The following is a 16,333-nucleotide window of genomic DNA, read 5'->3' as shown; positions in this document are numbered from 1 at the left end:
TATAGAAAAGAAAAGTGTCAATTGTATTTTTCTTATTTAAAAGAAGAAAGTTAATAAAAAGAAATTTAGTTATCTCCACTATATGTAAATATAATATATCTTGAGATTCTCTAGATTCCTACGTTACAATGATTTTATACATACATAAAGGAAGTGAATCTATGTCCATATTTACCCAATTCGTAAAAAGCATATACTCGCCTAAAGATATGGCGCTATTCCGTTTTCAAAAAATCGGTAAAACCATTTTGTATATTATGCTACTTTGCTTAATTACTACTATTCCAAGAACTTTTTTGTACGGTAGTTTTATCCAAGATGGTGTAGGCATGGTAAATCAAGTCATCGATAAAGATTTACCTGATTTTAAAATTGAAAATGGCGAACTAAAAGCCGATATTGATCAGCCTATTGAAAAAGAAGAAGGAAATGCACTTTTCGTATTTGATCCAAATTCAACAGACCTAGAAAAATATCAAAATAAAACAGGTTTATTTGTTTTAAAAGATAAAGTAGTCTCTATGGGAAATGGTCAAACACAAACGTATTCTTATAACGATTTGTTAGGTGCATCTCTTGAGAAAAAAGATCTACAAGAATTTATTTCTTTATTCGATAATATTTATCCAATTTTATTATTTGTTATTGGATTCTTAGTGTACCTATTCCAATTATTCATCACTTTTGTAGGCGTGACTTTACTTGCGTTCATCGGTTCTGCTATGAGCGGTCAACGTAAACTATCCTATAAACAAGTTTGGACACTAACTGCATACAGCTACACAATCCCAACCATTTTCTTCATGATTATGGATTTATTCAAAATCGTCGTACCTGGGGCAACATTCATTTATATCGCTGTTGTTTTAATCGTTCTATACTTAACGATTAAAGAGGTACCCCAACCGAAAGAAAAATAAAAAAATGCCTAAATAGGCATTTTTTTTTTGGACAAGCATATATTCCTAGCAAAGGAGTGAAGAATATGAAGAGGTTAGGTATATTCCTATTCGTGCTTGTTCTCGGTTATATATTTTATTACGATATAAAAATCGGTACTTTACCGATGTTAAGTTCATATAAAAAAACAACTGCTGCCCAAACGATTAAAAAAGAAAACACAGACAGCCAACAAAATAAAGAGAATAAAACAGAAAAAGAAACGGATACATCTTATAAAACAATTGAAGTAAAAACTGGCGAGACAGTTCTTTCTATTACAGAACAAATTAACAAGAAAAAAATTCCTTCCATAGAAAAAGTCATTGACGACTTTAAACAATTAAACAAAAGTACATCTGCTACAAAAATACAAATTGGAAAGTCTTATAAATTCCCGTTATATCAATAAGCCATCACTTAATCCTTGTCAATTACATAAAGGCGCTGATACAATAGTAAAAGTGAAACCGAGCACTTCGGTTTCTATAGCCCTATATCACGTATACTATTATTGATATGAGGGACTAAATAAGAAACTTCTTTTATAAGGAGAGCGATCTATTCGTGAATGAAATGACTCATCGTACAAAAACACGTCCAGTTAAAGTCGGTAATTTAACAATCGGCGGTAATAATGAATTAATTATACAAAGTATGACAACAACAAAAACACATGATGTTGAAGCAACAGTTGCTGAAATCAAGCGTTTAGAAGAAGCTGGCTGTCAAGTCGTTCGTGTTGCCGTTCCAGATGAACGCGCAGCAGATGCTATTGCTGATATAAAAAAACAAATCAACATTCCACTTGTTGCTGATATTCATTTTGATTATCGCCTTGCTTTAAAAGCAATTGAAGGTGGCATCGATAAAGTACGTATCAATCCAGGTAATATTGGTCGTCGCCATAAAGTAGAAGCTGTTGTAAATGCAGCAAAAGAGCGCGGTATTCCAATCCGTATTGGTGTAAACGCTGGTTCATTAGAGCGTCACATTTTAGAAAAATACGGGTACCCAACTGCAGATGGTATGGTTGAGAGCGCGCTACATCATATTAAAATTTTAGAGGACTTAGATTTCCACGATATTATCGTATCTATGAAAGCCTCTGATGTTAACTTAGCAATCGAAGCATACGAGAAAGCTGCTCGCGCTTTTGATTACCCATTACATTTAGGTATTACAGAATCTGGAACATTGTTTGCTGGAACTGTAAAAAGTGCCGCTGGTCTTGGAGCAATCTTAAGTAAAGGCATCGGAAATACACTACGTATTTCATTAAGTGCTGATCCAGTTGAAGAAGTAAAAGTTGCTCGTGAATTATTAAAATCATTCGGTCTTGCTTCTAACGCAGCGACACTTATCTCTTGTCCAACTTGTGGTCGTATTGAAATCGATTTAATTAGCATCGCTAACGAAGTGGAAGAATACATCTCTACACTTCAAGTACCAATTAAAGTTGCAGTACTTGGTTGCGCTGTAAATGGTCCTGGTGAAGCTCGTGAAGCTGATATCGGTATTGCTGGTGCACGTGGAGAGGGATTATTATTCCGTAAAGGGCAAGTCGTTCGTAAAGTACCAGAAGAAACAATGGTAGAAGAACTGAAAAAAGAAATCGACGTAATTGCTGCTGAAATGGCTGCTGAACGAGAAAAAGAAAAAGAGACACAAGAACAATAAAAAGAAGGTTGCCACAATATTTGTGAGCAACCTTCTTTTCTACGTAAAAAAGCTCGTCAGTTATATAACCGACGAGCTTTTACTTTGCACATTTTGGACAACGACCATATATTTCAAACTTATGACCCGTTACTTCATAACCAGTAAAATCTTTATTCATAAAATCCATTGGGCAGGAAGTAATCTCTTTCGTCCCCCCACAATCCAAACAAATAAAATGATGATGATGTTCCATAATAGAACAAGTGAAACGAAAATGTTTTTCACCATTTAATTCCGTTTGTTCTAAAACACCAATCTCAGCAAAAACTGTTAAGTTACGATAAATCGTATCAAAACTAAGCCCTGGATAATCGTCTTTCATATGCTCTAAAACGTCTTTCGCAGTTAAATAACGATTATGTGCTGCAAATAATCTGAGCATCTCTTCTCTTTTTCCAGTATGTTTGTATCCTTTTTCCTTCATTAGGCGTAAAGCTTCTGTTAGATTCATACCTATCCCTACTTTATGCAGTTTTTTTCTTCTTCCATAAAATCGCACCGATTAAAATAAGAACTGCTATCATAACAATTGTACCACCTGGTGCTAGATCAAGTTGATACGAAGCAAACATTCCACCAATTACTGCAATTTCACCAAATAAAATGGAAAAGAAAATTGTTTGTTTAAATCCTTTAGCAATACGAATACTTGCTGCAACTGGTAACGTCATTAATGATGATACGAGAAGAACCCCTACTACACGCATTGATACTGCAATGACAAGAGCAACTAATATAATGAAAATAAAGTGAATCCATTTCGCTCTTAAACCAGTTGATACTGCGTATTCCTCATCAAATGATAGTAGAAACAGCTCTTTATATAATAAAATAATTGTCGCAACAACAACAATTGCTACAATCCCAATAATAATTAAATCCGTACTTGTTACAGCACTGACACTACCAAATAAATAACTAAATAAGTCTGTGTTAAATCCATTTGCAAGTGAAATGAAAATAACTCCAACTCCCATCCCTGCCGAAAGGATAATCGGAATTGCTAATTCTTGATAGTGCTTATATACAGTTCTTAACTTTTCGATTAATAGCGCTCCACCAATTGAAAAAACCATCCCCATATATAAGGGGTTTAAAAACCCACCTGTAAAAATGGTTTTTTCAAGTAATAAACTTGCTGCAATACCTGATAACGTCACGTGACTTAATGCATCCGCAATAAGAGATAAACGACGAATAACAACAAACACACCTATTAGTGGTGCAACAAGTCCAATTAAAATACCTGCGTATAAAGAATTACGTAAAAAGTCATATTGTAAAAAATCTTGTATCATTATATCCTCCCGTGATGCTCATGTTCGTGTTCTAAACGATGAACATGATGTCCATATAAGACGGACATTTCTGCATCTTCTAACTCTCGGAACTTCTCTACATTTCCATGGAAATGTAGATGTTGGTTTAGGCATGCAACATGTGTTACTTTTTCGGTAACAGCTCCCATATCATGAGTAACAAGAATTAATGTGATCCCGAGCCTTTTGTTTAAATCCTCTAATATTTCGTAAAAACTTTCCACATTTTTTACATCGATTCCAACAGTAGGCTCGTCTAAAATAAGCAATTCAGGATCACTAACGAGCGCACGAGCAATAAATACACGCTGTTGCTGTCCACCAGAAAGCTCTCCAATATTACGACCTTGAAACTCACTCATCCCTACATCAGCAATTGCTTTTTCTACCTTTTTCTTATCCTCTTTTGTGAAAAAGCGAAAAAGCCCTTTTTTCGAAACAAGTCCCATTGACACAACTTCAGAAACAGTTGCTGGAAAACCAGAATTGAAACTATTTGCTTTTTGGGATACATAACCAACTTTATTCCATTCCTTAAACTTCTTACTATCAACGCCAAACACACGAATGCTTCCTTCTTTTGGCTTTAAAACGCCTAATAAACACTTAAGTAAAGTTGATTTACCTGAACCATTCGGTCCCACTAAACCTAAAAAAGCTCCCTTCGGAACTTGCAAATTAATATTTTCTAACACATTCCGATCTTCGTATCGGAATGTTAAACCTTCAATCTCTAATATATTATTCATAGCATCTCACCTATTTTAATTCAGAATGATTCCGATTTATATCTATTTGAATTATAGTACAGCTTATTATAGTTGTAAACCAATCTGCCTAAAATATATCTATTTTTTCAAGAAACCTTACTATTATAACAAAAAGCAGAGAAAAATTCTCTGCTTTCGAAAAATATTCCTATATACGTTTAGTGAATAGCCGATTTAAACTTACCACCATTTGTCTCTTGCGTGCTCATAATCGTAACAAACGCATTTTCATCAATTTCATGCACAATTGACTTTAACTTCGTCACTTCTAGACGCGTTACAACTGCATAAATAACTTCTTTTTCTTTATCTGTATAACCACCTTTTGCTACAAGCTTTGTAGTTCCACGGCCGAGTCGATGTAAAATCGCATTTGATACTTCCTCATATTGATCAGATACAATTAAAACTGCTTTCGTTTCATCTAGCCCTTGAATTACTGTATCGATTGTTTTAAATGCAATATAGTACGTCATAACAGAATACATCGCTTGTTCCACACCAAACACAAATGCTGCCCATGCAAAAATAAATAAGTTCACAAACATTACGAATTCACCAACAGAGAACGGTAATTTCTTCGTTAATAAAATCCCCATAATTTCAGTTCCATCTAACGATCCACCATGACGAATTACAAGTCCTACACCAAGACCTAAAATAAGACCACCAAACACAGTCGCTAAAATAGGCTCTGTTGTAAACGGTGGCACCGCATGTAACGTGGACTCAATGAATGCTAGTGCTACAATACCAAATGCCGAAGATAACATAAATGTTTTTCCAATTTGCTTATAACCCGAATACATAAATGGGATATTGAGAACAACGACTAAAGTAGAAAAACTTAACCACCAAATATTAGGAGTAAGATAATCTAATATAAGAGAAATACCAATAATTCCACCATCAATAATTTTATTTGGCATTAAAAATAGTTCAATTGCTACCGCCGCGCATGCTGCCCCAAAAATAATCATAACTAAACGATAAATGAGATGAATAACACTTTCTTTTCGATGTTGCTTTTGCTCCATAGGTCCTCCCTTTACTCTTTTTCTGTAGTTTTGTCCTTATATTATAACATACGCTTCTTTTCCTCATGAAAAAAGAAACTCTATACGAATATGTACAAGCTATATGCTCATATATTTCGATAGAAGAACGCGTGAAGGAGGATAACAAGATGAACCTCATTAAACAAATTGTTAATAAAAAATTAAATCATATTTCTACAAAAGAGTTATTAAAATATAGCAAAGAATATGAAGTTTCTATTACGACTGCACAAGCTGACCAAATCGTTTTACTTATGAAAGGTAAAAATATTAATATTTACGATAACAACGAGCGACTAGAGCTCTTAAAACAGATTGCAAAAGTAACTTCCCCTGCCACTGCCCAACAAGTAAATACATTATTTCAGCAATTACTAAAATAAGGAGGGGAAATCCCCTCCTTATTGCGCTTTAATTTTTTCAAGAAGCCCTTCATCAAAAGTACCGTTTTTCAGCATTTCGATTTCCAATTTGTATGGTGGCTTCTTATCTTTTTTATCTTCCCCTACATACGGTGTTTCAAGAATTTTTGGTACATGCATTAACTGTGGATGATGTACAATGTGATGCAACGCTTTATACCCAATGTGACCAAATCCGATGTTTTCATGACGGTCTTTTCCTGCTCCGCGTACATTTTTACTATCATTAATATGAAGTACTTGTAAACGATCTATACCAACGATCTTATCAAATTCGTTTAATACACCGTCAAAGTCATTTACAATATCATATCCTGCATCGTGCGTATGACACGTATCAAAGCATACAGATAGCTTTTCATTATATTTTACGCCATCAATGATCTTTGCAATTTCTTCAAAGCTACGACCACATTCTGTTCCTTTTCCTGCCATCGTCTCTAACGCAATATTAACCGTCTGTTCTGGCGTTAGTACTTCATTAAGCCCTTTAATAATTTGTTGAATACCAGCATCTGCTCCAGCACCAACGTGCGCTCCTGGGTGAAGAACAATTTGTTTCGCTACACCTAATGCCGATGTTCTTTCAATTTCCATACGAAGGAAGTCTACACCTAATTGGAATGTTTCTGGCTTCGTCGTATTCCCAACATTAATAATATACGGCGCATGGACGATAATTTCCTCAATACCATTCAGCTCCATATGTTTTCTTCCTGCTTCTATGTTCAATTCTTCAATTGGTTTTCTTCGTGTATTTTGCGGTGCACCTGTATAAATCATAAACGTTGTTGCACCGTATGAAACAGCCTCTTCACTTGCTGCTAATAACATGTTCTTACCACTCATGGAAACATGAGATCCAATCTTTAACATACAATCACCTCTTCAATATACAATAGATATAATGATAGCATAATTTGTAGAAATATGTAGTGAATTGTTTGTTCACAAAAGACGCACTACACAAATTTATATGAGTATTTAAACAGACTATACTCTTCATTTAAATTAGCGGGATTAAAAAAAGATAAGGGAAACCCCTTATCTTTTTTTATTGCTATATTTTCTCTTCACTTTGTCACGTTCTGTTGCAAGTTTACGTTTATAGTTTGGTTTTACTTTTTTCGGTTTTTTAATAACTTTCGTTGCCATAACATCAAGTTCGTCATTTGGTTTTTTACGGCTCTTACGACGACGACGCTCACCTAAATCCGCCCACTCATCTCCGCGTAAATCTACATGTTTAAACTCGATATGACGTTGTTTTTCTAAGCTATCTAATGCTTCTTCGTTTGCTGGATCATAAATCGTCACTGCAATACCAGAATGCCCCGCACGTGCTGTTCTTCCAACGCGGTGAACGAAGAAATCTAAATCTGATGGTAGTTCATAGTTAATAACATGGCTAATTCCTTCAATATCAATACCACGTGCTGCTAAATCAGTCGCAACAATATATTGGAATTCAAGGTCACGAATTTGTTTCATCATTTTTTTACGATCACGTGGTGATAAATCCCCGTGAATTCGTCCAACTTTTAAGCCGCGTTCCATTAATCCATCAGCAACTTGATCTGCCATTTTTTTCGTATTCGTGAAAACAACTGCTAAATACGGTTTAAATTGAAGTAGCATTTTATTCACTAAATCAATTTTATTACGATGTTTAGAAGGCACTAAATAGTGTTCAATGTTTCCAGCTGCAACTTGTTTTGGATTGATATGAATATGCTCTGGATTCTCCATATATTTCTTCAGAAACGGTTTTAGTTTTTGAGGAATTGTTGCAGAGAAAACTAGCATTTGCAAGTTTTTAGGCATGCGTGCTGCAATTTTATCTACATCGTGAATGAATCCCATATCAAGCATTAAGTCAGCTTCATCGACAATAATCGTATTTGCTTTATGAACAAATAATGCTTGTTCTTCTACTAAGTCTTTAATACGTCCTGGTGTCCCGACTACGATATGAGGTTGTTTTTTCAACTTTTCAATTGAACGTTGTTTATCAGTTCCACCAATTAAACAACGCGCTGTAATCATTTGATCTTCCGCACAGAATTTTGTTAATTTCACAATCTCTTCGTAAATTTGTTGTGCTAACTCACGAGTAGGTGCTGTAATAACAAGTTGTACTTCTTCACGGCTTGCATTAATTCTGTTCAATGTAGGAAGTAAGTATGCATGTGTTTTCCCAGAACCTGTTTGGGATTGTCCAATTACACTTACACCTTTTTTCACGACCGGGAAAATTTTCTGCTGAATTCCTGTCGGCTCTGTAAAGCGTAGTTCACGAACTGCATCTATTAAAAATGGTTTAAAATCATACTGTGTAAAAGTTTGTTGTGTCATAAGTTACACCTTCTTTCTAAATTTCTACTGCGCGCACAAATCAGTCAAGTCTACATTATATCGAAATCTACAAGTAAAATCCATCTTTAGTTTAGGTTTTCCCTTCAAAAACTAACCTTCTTCCCCCTTATTGCATATTGTATGTGTATATACCTAACTGAAGAAAGGAGGATTTCTCACATGTTTCCAAAATCCCCCACAAGACAAATGTATCCAAATCAAGGGCAGCAACCTTATACACCATATCCAATTCCACAACTACCACCGATGGCACAAAAAAAGAAAGGGTTCCTTGCTAAACTCTTTAAAAAACACGATCCAACCGAACCTTACATGCAAATGGTTCCGCCTTATCGACAAATGGAAGGACCGCCACCAATGATGCACCAGCACCAGCAACCGCCACCTCAATATCGGCAACAATATCAACCCCAATATCAACAGCAATACCCACAGCAGTACTCACAGCAATATCAACCATACATGCAGCAGCATCCAGAGCAAATGATTCCCCCTCAAATGTACGAATCAAACGAAACGCGCGGCGGTGCAACAACTACAGCAGCATCCAGTAGCGGCATCGGCAGTTTTTTTGCGAATTTAATTTCGAATCCAACTAATATGATAAACAATATAGAAAAAGTATCCCAAGTCGTTCAATCTGTAAGCCCTGTCGTCGAACAGTACGGCCCTATTATGCGTAACCTACCAAGCATTGTTAAAATCCTCACCTCTGGAAAAAGTACGGAAGAAGATTCAACTAAAAATCAGGCTGAAGACATAACAGAAAAGGTTGAGGTAGCAACTCCGCCTCCTCCACAAAAAAAAAGAAAAAGAAAAAAAATAGTGATTGAGCCAGTCATAGAAAAAGAATTACGAGAGGAGCCTGTTCAAAAAACAGCAACAAAACCAAAACTATATGTGTAACAATCCTTTGTTTTCTATCCACTCCTCCTTTATAATGTAAAAGACTATGCACAAAAGTATCCCTTGTTTAGAAGGAGAGGATTACTCATATGAAAATTGTTAAAATTTCCCCTCGTGGTTATTGCTACGGTGTTGTCGATGCAATGGTAATTGCACGTAACGCCGCATTAGATAAATCATTGCCGAGACCCATTTATATTTTAGGTATGATTGTTCACAATAAACATGTTACAGACGCTTTTGAAGAAGATGGAATCATCACATTAGACGGTCCAAGTCGCTTAGAAATTTTAGATAAAATTGATTCTGGTACTGTTATTTTCACTGCACACGGTGTTTCTCCAGAAGTTAAACAACGCGCAAAAGAAAAAGGTTTAACAACAATCGATGCCACTTGTCCAGATGTTACCAAGACACATGACCTTATCGAAGCTAAGAAAGCGGAAGGGTATCATGTCATTTATATCGGTAAAAAAAATCATCCAGAGCCAGAAGGCGCAGTTGGTATTGCACCTGACATCGTTCACCTTATCGAAAAAGCCGATGATTTAAAAACATTAGAAATCCCAACAGATAAAATTTTAGTAACGAATCAAACAACGATGAGTCAATGGGATGTTCAACATTTAATGGAGGACATTCAAAAAAAATTCCCAACAGCAGAATTCCATAAAGAAATTTGTTTAGCAACTCAAGTTCGCCAAGAAGCTGTCGCTAAACAAGCTGATGTTGCAGACTTAACAATTGTTGTCGGTGATCCGAAAAGTAACAACTCAAACCGTTTAGCACAAGTGTCACAAGAAATTGCTGGTACGAAAGCATACCGCGTTGCAGACGTAAGTGAGATTAAATTAGAGTGGCTACAAGGTGTAGAAAACGTAGCTGTTACAGCAGGTGCTTCTACTCCAACTCCAATTACAAAAGAAGTTATCGCTTTCTTAGATCAATATGACCCAATGAATCCCGCTACATGGGAGAGAGTTCGAAAAGTACCGTTACAAAAAATATTACCTCGTGTAAAAGTGAAAAAAGAACAATAATAAAAACCGTTGCCTATATGAGCAACGGTTTTTATTTTTCTTATACAAATGTAAATGGATCTGTATGTAATTGCGAAGCATGAATGTGTACATTGAGTTTCTTTGCATCCACTTTTTCTTGTAATTGCTTTTGCACACCTTGCTTCATTACTTTTTCAACGTTATGTCCTGGGTCAACTATATTTAAACCGAGCATCATCGCATCATGAGCAACATGATAATACATGTCACCTGTTACATATACATCTGCTCCTTTAAATTTAGCTTGATTGATGTATTTGTTACCATCACCACCAAGTACAGCTACTTTGCGCACTTTATCATCTAATTTCCCAACAACTCGTGCACCCTTTACATCTAATGATTGCTTTACATGTTCTGCAAACTGTCCAAGTGTCATTTCTTCTTTTAAGTATCCTATTTTCCCAAGCCCTAATGTTTCGCCTTTGTTATCAAGTGGATACACATCATACGCTACTTCTTCATATGGATGTGCCGTTACCATTGCTTTAATCACTTTTCGTTGTAGTGAAACTGGAATAATCGTTTCGATCCGCACTTCTTCTACGCGCTCTAACTGTCCAGTTTCCCCTACATAAGGATTTGTCCCCTCTTGAGGTACAAACGTACCTGTACCCTCGCTACTAAACGTACAGTGGCTATAATTGCCGATATGACCAGCACCTGCGTCTCCTAATGCTTTTCGTACTTCCTCTGCATGAGTTACTGGCACAAACACAACAACTTTTTTCATTTCTTCTGCATATGTCGGTGCCAAAACTTCTGTATTTTGCAACCCTAACGCCTCAGCAAGTAAATCATTTACCCCGCCCTTGGCAACATCCACATTTGTATGCGCTGCATAAATGGCAATATCATTTTTAATACACGTTTCAATAATTCTTCCGTACGCTTTATCTGTATGAATCGCTTTTAACGGATTAAAAATTAAAGGATGATGCGCGATAATGACATTCGCCCCTAATTGAATCGCTTCCTCCACAACTTCCTCCGTTACATCTAATGCAATTAATACGTGTTGTACAGATTTATTAAGCGCTCCAATCTGCAGACCAATTTTATCTCCTTCCATCGCCAGATGCTTCGGATACATACTTTCAAATAAAGAAATAATTTCATGGCCGTTTGGAATTTTACTCATGATAAAATCTCCCCTATCATTTTCATTTTCGCTTCTACTTCTGCACGTTTCGCTTTTGTTTCTTCAGAATTAGCCGCACGTTCTAACTGTTTTAAAATATTTTGGAAGTTTTTCAATTCCCCTTCCCATTTTTCAACGAAAGCTTCACTTTTTTCTTTTATTAAAAATGGCCCCATAAACAATCCCGCTTGTTTATTTTCCGAGTAAGGTGCTTCGACATTTCCTCGCTCTCCTACTAAAATCTCATAAATTTTCCCATCTTCTTTTACGATTTTTTCATGGATAAGCTCCCAACCATTTTCAACAAACCATTCACGAATATGATGTGCTGCAATATTCGGCTGTAAAATTAAACGTGTTACACCTTCTAATTTTTCTTTACCACTTTCTAAAATGTCACGAATTAACGCTCCGCCCATTCCAGCAACCGTAATTACATCTACTTCTCCTGGCGCTATAACAGCTAATCCATTCCCTTTACGCACATCTACTTTATCTTGCAAGCCACTTTCAGCTACAGTTGCTTGTGCAGAGCGAAACGGTCCATCTACAACCTCTCCAGCAACTGCTTTTGTAGCAATATTATTTATAATTGTATAACACGGTAAATACGCATGATCCGATCCAATATCAGCAACTGTAGATCCTACCGGTATTTCACGCACAACTTCTTCTAATCGTTTTGAAAGCTTTACTTCATTCATGTATTTCCATTACTCCTTCTCTTGTCAGTCTGTCTCCATGATAATGAATTTATAGTAGTTGTTGCAAGCCTATAACAACAATTCACTTCTCTATCATTCATCGTATTTTAGAAAATATAGAAAAACAAGCCCTTTGCATAAGCAAAAGACTTGTCATACGGAACTTTATTTTTTCTTCGATAACCAATCAGCTACTTTAGTGGCTTGATCAGCTGGAACTATATTAGCAGGCATATTGCCCTTTCCTTTCGAAAGAATTTCTTTAATTTCATCCTTTGAAAGTTTCCCACCAATTTTTTGTAAGTTAGGTCCTACTGCCCCTTGTAACTGATCACCGTGGCAGCTCGTACAGCTTTGCTTCACAATATCCTCTGGTTTTGATGCTGTTTGTGCTGGCTTCCCGCCATTTTTTGCATCAGCTAACTCTTTAGATTTATTTAGCCCCTGAAATGAAAATACAAACATAACGATAATACCCAATGCTGCAATAAGAGCGAACGGAATCAGCGGATTACGTTTCATATCTCTTCTCCCCCCTCTATACCCCTAAATAGTTAGATGATTCAGTCATTTCCATTGTACTTGAAAACGCTCTATCAGAAAAGAGAAAACTACTACTTGTTAAAAATATTCCATAAATTCAGTTTATTGTTTTTTATTGTCATATAGCTTATTATTTCGATAATTATTAACGTTTCTCATCATATTTTTCGCTTTTCTACATATATTTTTGTATAGAATAAACAAAATTAATCGAAAAATCGAAAAATGAGCATTTGCAAATCAAAAGACAATTCTGTAAAATAAATTACAAGAAATTGTAATCGTTGCCGATAGCTAAATTTTAACAAAAATTAACAAAATAAAAAAGTTTACTTCACAAAGGTGAAGTAAACTTAAAAAATAACCTATTCTAAGAAATCCTTAAGACGCTTACTACGACTTGGATGTCTTAATTTGCGAAGTGCTTTTGCTTCAATTTGACGGATACGCTCTCTCGTTACGCCGAATACTTTCCCAACTTCTTCAAGCGTACGAGTTCGTCCATCATCTAAACCGAAACGAAGACGCAGAACATTTTCTTCACGATCTGTTAGTGTATCTAACACATCTTCTAATTGTTCTTTTAGCAATTCATAGGCTGCATGGTCCGCAGGCGATGTTGCTTCTTGGTCTTCAATAAAGTCACCTAAATGGGAGTCATCTTCTTCACCAATTGGTGTTTCAAGAGAAACTGGCTCCTGTGCAATTTTTAAGATTTCACGTACTTTTTCTGGAGCAAGATCCATTTCTTCACCAATCTCTTCAGGAGACGGTTCGCGACCTAAATCTTGTAATAATTGACGTTGTACACGAATTAACTTATTAATCGTTTCAACCATATGAACTGGAATACGAATTGTTCGCGCTTGGTCCGCAATCGCACGTGTAATAGCTTGGCGAATCCACCAAGTTGCATACGTACTAAATTTGAAACCTTTACGATAATCGAACTTTTCAACAGCTTTAATTAGACCCATATTACCTTCTTGAATTAAGTCTAAGAAAAGCATACCACGGCCTACGTAGCGCTTTGCAATACTTACTACAAGACGTAAGTTTGCTTCTGCAAGACGACGTTTCGCTTCTTCATCGCCTTCTTCAATACGCGTTGCAAGTCGAATTTCTTCTTCTGCAGATAGTAAGTCTACACGACCAATTTCTTTTAAATACATACGAACAGGATCGTTGATTTTAACCCCAGGTGGTACACTTAAATCATTGAGGTCAAACTCTTCTTCTGTTTTTGTAATTTGGCGATTATTAGGGCCTTCTTCGTTGTCATTATCACCAACTAAGTCAATGCCTTGTTCACCTAAATATTCATAGTATTCATCCATTTGATCGGATTCAATTTCAAATCCATTCATGCGTTCTGCAATCTCTTCATATGTAAGAACGCCACGTTTTTTTCCGAGCTCAGTGAGTTGTTCTTTCACTTGCTCAAGGGTCATTTCAGTTTCAATTTGTTTAGAACGAGCTGGTTTGTCAGCCATCTGTTCCCCTCCTTACGCGAGATACAAACATTCATTATACTAAAACTTTATCAAAAAAGCTATTTTCTCGCTTTTTGATTTTGTAAATATGCTACATAATATTTAGCAGCCTCTACAGGATCTGTTTTTTCCATTTGTTTCACTTTAAAGATGATCTCCATCTTTTCAAGTTTTTCCTGATGCCGTCTAAGCGTCTCCAAATGGCCTTGCAACACTTCTTCTGTGTATTCTGGATTAATAAATTCATCCGTCGAAATATCAGTGATAATATTTTTCAACTTTTCATCAGAGAGCCAACTTAAAAATGTTCCGACTGAAGGTTCATTTCCCTTTTCATAATATGCGTATAGTTCATATAAAATCCCTTTATGTTCTTCTGTATGAAAATCTTCTATATGGGATTCCATACGAACAGCTACTTCTGCACTTTGCAACATATGGTAAATAATTTCTCTTTCCGCTCTTTCAAAACCTGTTAACTTCGGTTTTGTTTGAACGACTTGAGACGGTTTAGCAACCTGCTTTATTTGTTTTTGCTGTACCTTTTGTTCTTTGCGATATTGGTGCAATTGATTCAAAAGTGTTTCCATTGAATACGAAAATTCTTGCGATAATGACTTCAAATATGACTCTGCCTGCATCGCATCTTGTAACAACGATAACTCTTTTAAAACACTTTTCACATATTCTTCTTTGCCAGACTCATCTTGCAAATTTTTCCCTAAACGCAAATAATTTATTTTAAAACCAACAAAACTCACACTTGATTTCACAAGATTTTCAAAAGCGGTAGTCCCATATTGTTGCACATATTCATCAGGATCAAGCTTATCTGGCAAGGATGTGACTTTCACTTGGCAACCAACTTTTAGCAATAATTGCCCTGCTTTCATCGTCGCTTCTCGCCCTGCTTTATCACCATCATAGCAAAGAACAACAGTTTCAACGTTACGTCGCAGAAGTTTTGCTTGTTCTTCAGTTAAAGCTGTTCCCATTGTCGCAACAGCTTCTTCCACACCACTTTTTACCGCAGCTAGTACATCGGCATATCCTTCAAAAAGAACCACTTGCCCACGCTTTCTAATAAACGGTCTTGCTTGGTGGAAGTTATACAACAATTTACTTTTGTGAAAAATCGGTGTTTCAGGGCTATTTAAATATTTCGGAGTGTCATCCCCTAACGCCCTTCCACTAAACGCTATCACCTTACCTTGTAACGTATAGATCGGGAACATAACTCTTCCACGGAAGCGATCGTAATGACTACCATCCTTCTCACTTCTTATTAGAAGGCCAGCTTGTTCCATACTAGACAGCGATAAACCTCTTTTTTGTAAAATTTTCGTCGCTGCATCCCAAGCAGGTGATGCATAACCAATTTCAAACTTCTCAATCATCTCTTTCGTAATACCACGGTTTAATAAATATGAAAGTGCTTCATTTCCCTCTTCCGTATTTACTAATAAATGATGATAATACTTTTTCAATAATTCATGAGCTTGTTGCATGATGACAGTGTCATCAGATATGTCTTCTTGTTGTCCTTGTCCTGATGTGTACTCTGCAACCGCAATTCCATTTCTTTCGCCTAGCTTTTGAACAGCCTCGGTAAAAGCCAGTCCTTCCATTTTCATTAGAAAGGAAAATACATTTCCACCTTCTCCACATCCGAAGCAATGAAAAATTTGCTTATCAGATGAAACAGAGAATGAAGGAGAATTCTCACCATGAAATGGACAAAGGCCGAAATAGTTACGCCCCTGTTTTCTAAGTTGAACGTATTCACCAATGACTTCTACAATATCGGATGATGTCCGAATCTGTTCAACAACTTCTTCGGGAATTCTGTTCCCCATAACTCCATCTCCGTGTCGTATTT

Annotated in this window: 17 protein-coding genes; 6 read left to right on the top strand and 11 right to left on the bottom strand. The window is 36.2% G+C overall.

The genetic code is table 11. The annotated features are described in order from the left end of the window. Nucleotides 1-161 precede the first annotated feature (161 nt). The 3 genes from yqgB to ispG all read left to right on the top strand — a co-directional run bounded on the left by yqgB (nucleotide 162) and on the right by ispG (nucleotide 2,619). A complete protein-coding gene (gene yqgB, locus ACO6VI_RS08410) occupies nucleotides 162-920 on the top strand; it encodes a protein YqgB (RefSeq protein WP_000021895.1) in 759 nt (252 codons plus the stop codon). Nucleotides 921-985: 65 nt separating this feature from the next. Continuing rightward, entirely contained in the window at nucleotides 986-1,351 is a 366-nt protein-coding gene (gene yqfZ / locus ACO6VI_RS08405; protein ID WP_000825415.1) for a protein YqfZ, read from the top strand. 164 nt (nucleotides 1,352-1,515) lie between these two features. Beyond that, nucleotides 1,516-2,619, top strand: a complete 1,104-nt coding sequence (ispG, locus tag ACO6VI_RS08400; protein WP_153578351.1) for a flavodoxin-dependent (E)-4-hydroxy-3-methylbut-2-enyl-diphosphate synthase — start codon at nucleotides 1,516-1,518, stop codon at nucleotides 2,617-2,619. A 79-nt stretch (nucleotides 2,620-2,698) separates the two neighbouring features. Here ispG and ACO6VI_RS08395 read toward each other — a convergent pair whose 3' ends face one another. The 4 genes from ACO6VI_RS08395 to ACO6VI_RS08380 all read right to left on the bottom strand — a co-directional run bounded on the left by ACO6VI_RS08395 (nucleotide 2,699) and on the right by ACO6VI_RS08380 (nucleotide 5,787). Next, nucleotides 2,699-3,112, bottom strand: a complete 414-nt coding sequence (locus ACO6VI_RS08395; RefSeq protein ID WP_001054516.1) for a Fur family transcriptional regulator — start codon at nucleotides 3,110-3,112, stop codon at nucleotides 2,699-2,701. 13 nt (nucleotides 3,113-3,125) lie between these two features. Then, complete coding sequence (locus ACO6VI_RS08390; RefSeq protein WP_000613817.1) at nucleotides 3,126-3,959, bottom strand: metal ABC transporter permease; 834 nt, start codon at nucleotides 3,957-3,959, stop codon at nucleotides 3,126-3,128. Next, complete coding sequence (locus ACO6VI_RS08385; RefSeq protein WP_001059662.1) at nucleotides 3,959-4,729, bottom strand: metal ABC transporter ATP-binding protein; 771 nt, start codon at nucleotides 4,727-4,729, stop codon at nucleotides 3,959-3,961. The genes ACO6VI_RS08390 and ACO6VI_RS08385 overlap by 1 nt, the downstream gene beginning before the upstream one ends. Nucleotides 4,730-4,908: 179 nt before the next feature. Further along, nucleotides 4,909-5,787 (bottom strand): YitT family protein, encoded by an 879-nt coding sequence (locus ACO6VI_RS08380; RefSeq protein ID WP_000435960.1) that lies wholly within the window; start codon nucleotides 5,785-5,787, stop codon nucleotides 4,909-4,911. Nucleotides 5,788-5,936: 149 nt separating this feature from the next. Here ACO6VI_RS08380 and ACO6VI_RS08375 point away from each other — a divergent pair, with 149 nt between their 5' ends. Further along, nucleotides 5,937-6,191 (top strand): DUF2624 domain-containing protein, encoded by a 255-nt coding sequence (locus ACO6VI_RS08375; RefSeq protein ID WP_001048958.1) that lies wholly within the window; start codon nucleotides 5,937-5,939, stop codon nucleotides 6,189-6,191. An 18-nt stretch (nucleotides 6,192-6,209) separates the two neighbouring features. Here the strand turns inward: ACO6VI_RS08375 and ACO6VI_RS08370 are convergent, their stop codons facing one another. Both ACO6VI_RS08370 and ACO6VI_RS08365 read right to left on the bottom strand, forming a co-directional pair. After that, nucleotides 6,210-7,106 (bottom strand): deoxyribonuclease IV, encoded by an 897-nt coding sequence (locus ACO6VI_RS08370; protein ID WP_000912471.1) that lies wholly within the window; start codon nucleotides 7,104-7,106, stop codon nucleotides 6,210-6,212. A gap of 168 nt (nucleotides 7,107-7,274) precedes the next feature. After that, complete coding sequence (locus ACO6VI_RS08365) at nucleotides 7,275-8,585, bottom strand: DEAD/DEAH box helicase (RefSeq protein ID WP_000194023.1); 1,311 nt, start codon at nucleotides 8,583-8,585, stop codon at nucleotides 7,275-7,277. A gap of 180 nt (nucleotides 8,586-8,765) precedes the next feature. On the opposite strand from ACO6VI_RS08365, the gene vrrA reads away from it, so the two are divergent. Together vrrA and ACO6VI_RS08355 are read left to right on the top strand one after the other, a co-directional pair. After that, nucleotides 8,766-9,512 carry a VrrA/YqfQ family protein gene (gene vrrA, locus ACO6VI_RS08360; RefSeq protein WP_000484179.1) on the top strand — a complete coding sequence of 249 codons (747 nt, stop codon included), beginning with the start codon at nucleotides 8,766-8,768 and terminating at the stop codon, nucleotides 9,510-9,512. Nucleotides 9,513-9,601: 89 nt separating this feature from the next. Further along, nucleotides 9,602-10,552: a 4-hydroxy-3-methylbut-2-enyl diphosphate reductase gene (locus tag ACO6VI_RS08355; protein WP_000706657.1), complete on the top strand. Its 951-nt coding sequence runs from the start codon at nucleotides 9,602-9,604 to the stop codon at nucleotides 10,550-10,552. 40 nt (nucleotides 10,553-10,592) lie between these two features. Here ACO6VI_RS08355 and ACO6VI_RS08350 read toward each other — a convergent pair whose 3' ends face one another. The 5 genes from ACO6VI_RS08350 to dnaG all read right to left on the bottom strand — a co-directional run bounded on the left by ACO6VI_RS08350 (nucleotide 10,593) and on the right by dnaG (nucleotide 16,310). Then, entirely contained in the window at nucleotides 10,593-11,714 is a 1,122-nt protein-coding gene (locus ACO6VI_RS08350) for a Nif3-like dinuclear metal center hexameric protein (protein ID WP_000036248.1), read from the bottom strand. Beyond that, nucleotides 11,711-12,418: a tRNA (adenine(22)-N(1))-methyltransferase gene (locus ACO6VI_RS08345; protein WP_001006547.1), complete on the bottom strand. Its 708-nt coding sequence runs from the start codon at nucleotides 12,416-12,418 to the stop codon at nucleotides 11,711-11,713. Before ACO6VI_RS08345 ends, ACO6VI_RS08350 begins: the two co-directional genes overlap by 4 nt. Nucleotides 12,419-12,583: 165 nt before the next feature. Next, nucleotides 12,584-12,940: a cytochrome c550 gene (cccA, locus tag ACO6VI_RS08340; protein WP_000828142.1), complete on the bottom strand. Its 357-nt coding sequence runs from the start codon at nucleotides 12,938-12,940 to the stop codon at nucleotides 12,584-12,586. Nucleotides 12,941-13,326: 386 nt separating this feature from the next. Then, complete coding sequence (gene rpoD / locus ACO6VI_RS08335) at nucleotides 13,327-14,454, bottom strand: RNA polymerase sigma factor RpoD (RefSeq protein ID WP_000764066.1); 1,128 nt, start codon at nucleotides 14,452-14,454, stop codon at nucleotides 13,327-13,329. Nucleotides 14,455-14,513: 59 nt separating this feature from the next. Beyond that, nucleotides 14,514-16,310, bottom strand: a complete 1,797-nt coding sequence (gene dnaG, locus ACO6VI_RS08330) for a DNA primase (RefSeq protein WP_000528221.1) — start codon at nucleotides 16,308-16,310, stop codon at nucleotides 14,514-14,516. Nucleotides 16,311-16,333: the final 23 nt, after the last annotated feature.

Source organism: Bacillus sp. PSXD-155 (genome assembly GCF_049310765.1).
Lineage (GTDB): Bacteria > Bacillota > Bacilli > Bacillales > Bacillaceae_G > Bacillus_A > Bacillus_A cereus.
The sequence above is the reverse complement of the archived record's forward strand: the minus strand, read 5'-3'. Positions and strand labels throughout refer to the sequence as shown.

Bases quoted from the DNA above. Each gene is read 5' to 3' on its own strand.
- yqgB (WP_000021895.1), top strand. From the start codon at position 162: ATGTCCATATTTACCCAATTCGTAAAAAGCATATACTCGCCTAAAGAT.
- yqfZ (WP_000825415.1), top strand. From the start codon at position 986: ATGAAGAGGTTAGGTATATTCCTATTCGTGCTTGTTCTCGGTTATATA.
- ispG (WP_153578351.1), top strand. From the start codon at position 1,516: ATGACTCATCGTACAAAAACACGTCCAGTTAAAGTCGGTAATTTAACA.
- ACO6VI_RS08395 (WP_001054516.1), bottom strand. From the start codon at position 3,112: ATGAATCTAACAGAAGCTTTACGCCTAATGAAGGAAAAAGGATACAAA.
- ACO6VI_RS08390 (WP_000613817.1), bottom strand. From the start codon at position 3,959: ATGATACAAGATTTTTTACAATATGACTTTTTACGTAATTCTTTATAC.
- ACO6VI_RS08385 (WP_001059662.1), bottom strand. From the start codon at position 4,729: ATGAATAATATATTAGAGATTGAAGGTTTAACATTCCGATACGAAGAT.
- ACO6VI_RS08380 (WP_000435960.1), bottom strand. From the start codon at position 5,787: ATGGAGCAAAAGCAACATCGAAAAGAAAGTGTTATTCATCTCATTTAT.
- ACO6VI_RS08375 (WP_001048958.1), top strand. From the start codon at position 5,937: ATGAACCTCATTAAACAAATTGTTAATAAAAAATTAAATCATATTTCT.
- ACO6VI_RS08370 (WP_000912471.1), bottom strand. From the start codon at position 7,106: ATGTTAAAGATTGGATCTCATGTTTCCATGAGTGGTAAGAACATGTTA.
- ACO6VI_RS08365 (WP_000194023.1), bottom strand. From the start codon at position 8,585: ATGACACAACAAACTTTTACACAGTATGATTTTAAACCATTTTTAATA.
- vrrA (WP_000484179.1), top strand. From the start codon at position 8,766: ATGTTTCCAAAATCCCCCACAAGACAAATGTATCCAAATCAAGGGCAG.
- ACO6VI_RS08355 (WP_000706657.1), top strand. From the start codon at position 9,602: ATGAAAATTGTTAAAATTTCCCCTCGTGGTTATTGCTACGGTGTTGTC.
- ACO6VI_RS08350 (WP_000036248.1), bottom strand. From the start codon at position 11,714: ATGAGTAAAATTCCAAACGGCCATGAAATTATTTCTTTATTTGAAAGT.
- ACO6VI_RS08345 (WP_001006547.1), bottom strand. From the start codon at position 12,418: ATGAATGAAGTAAAGCTTTCAAAACGATTAGAAGAAGTTGTGCGTGAA.
- cccA (WP_000828142.1), bottom strand. From the start codon at position 12,940: ATGAAACGTAATCCGCTGATTCCGTTCGCTCTTATTGCAGCATTGGGT.
- rpoD (WP_000764066.1), bottom strand. From the start codon at position 14,454: ATGGCTGACAAACCAGCTCGTTCTAAACAAATTGAAACTGAAATGACC.
- dnaG (WP_000528221.1), bottom strand. From the start codon at position 16,310: ATGGGGAACAGAATTCCCGAAGAAGTTGTTGAACAGATTCGGACATCA.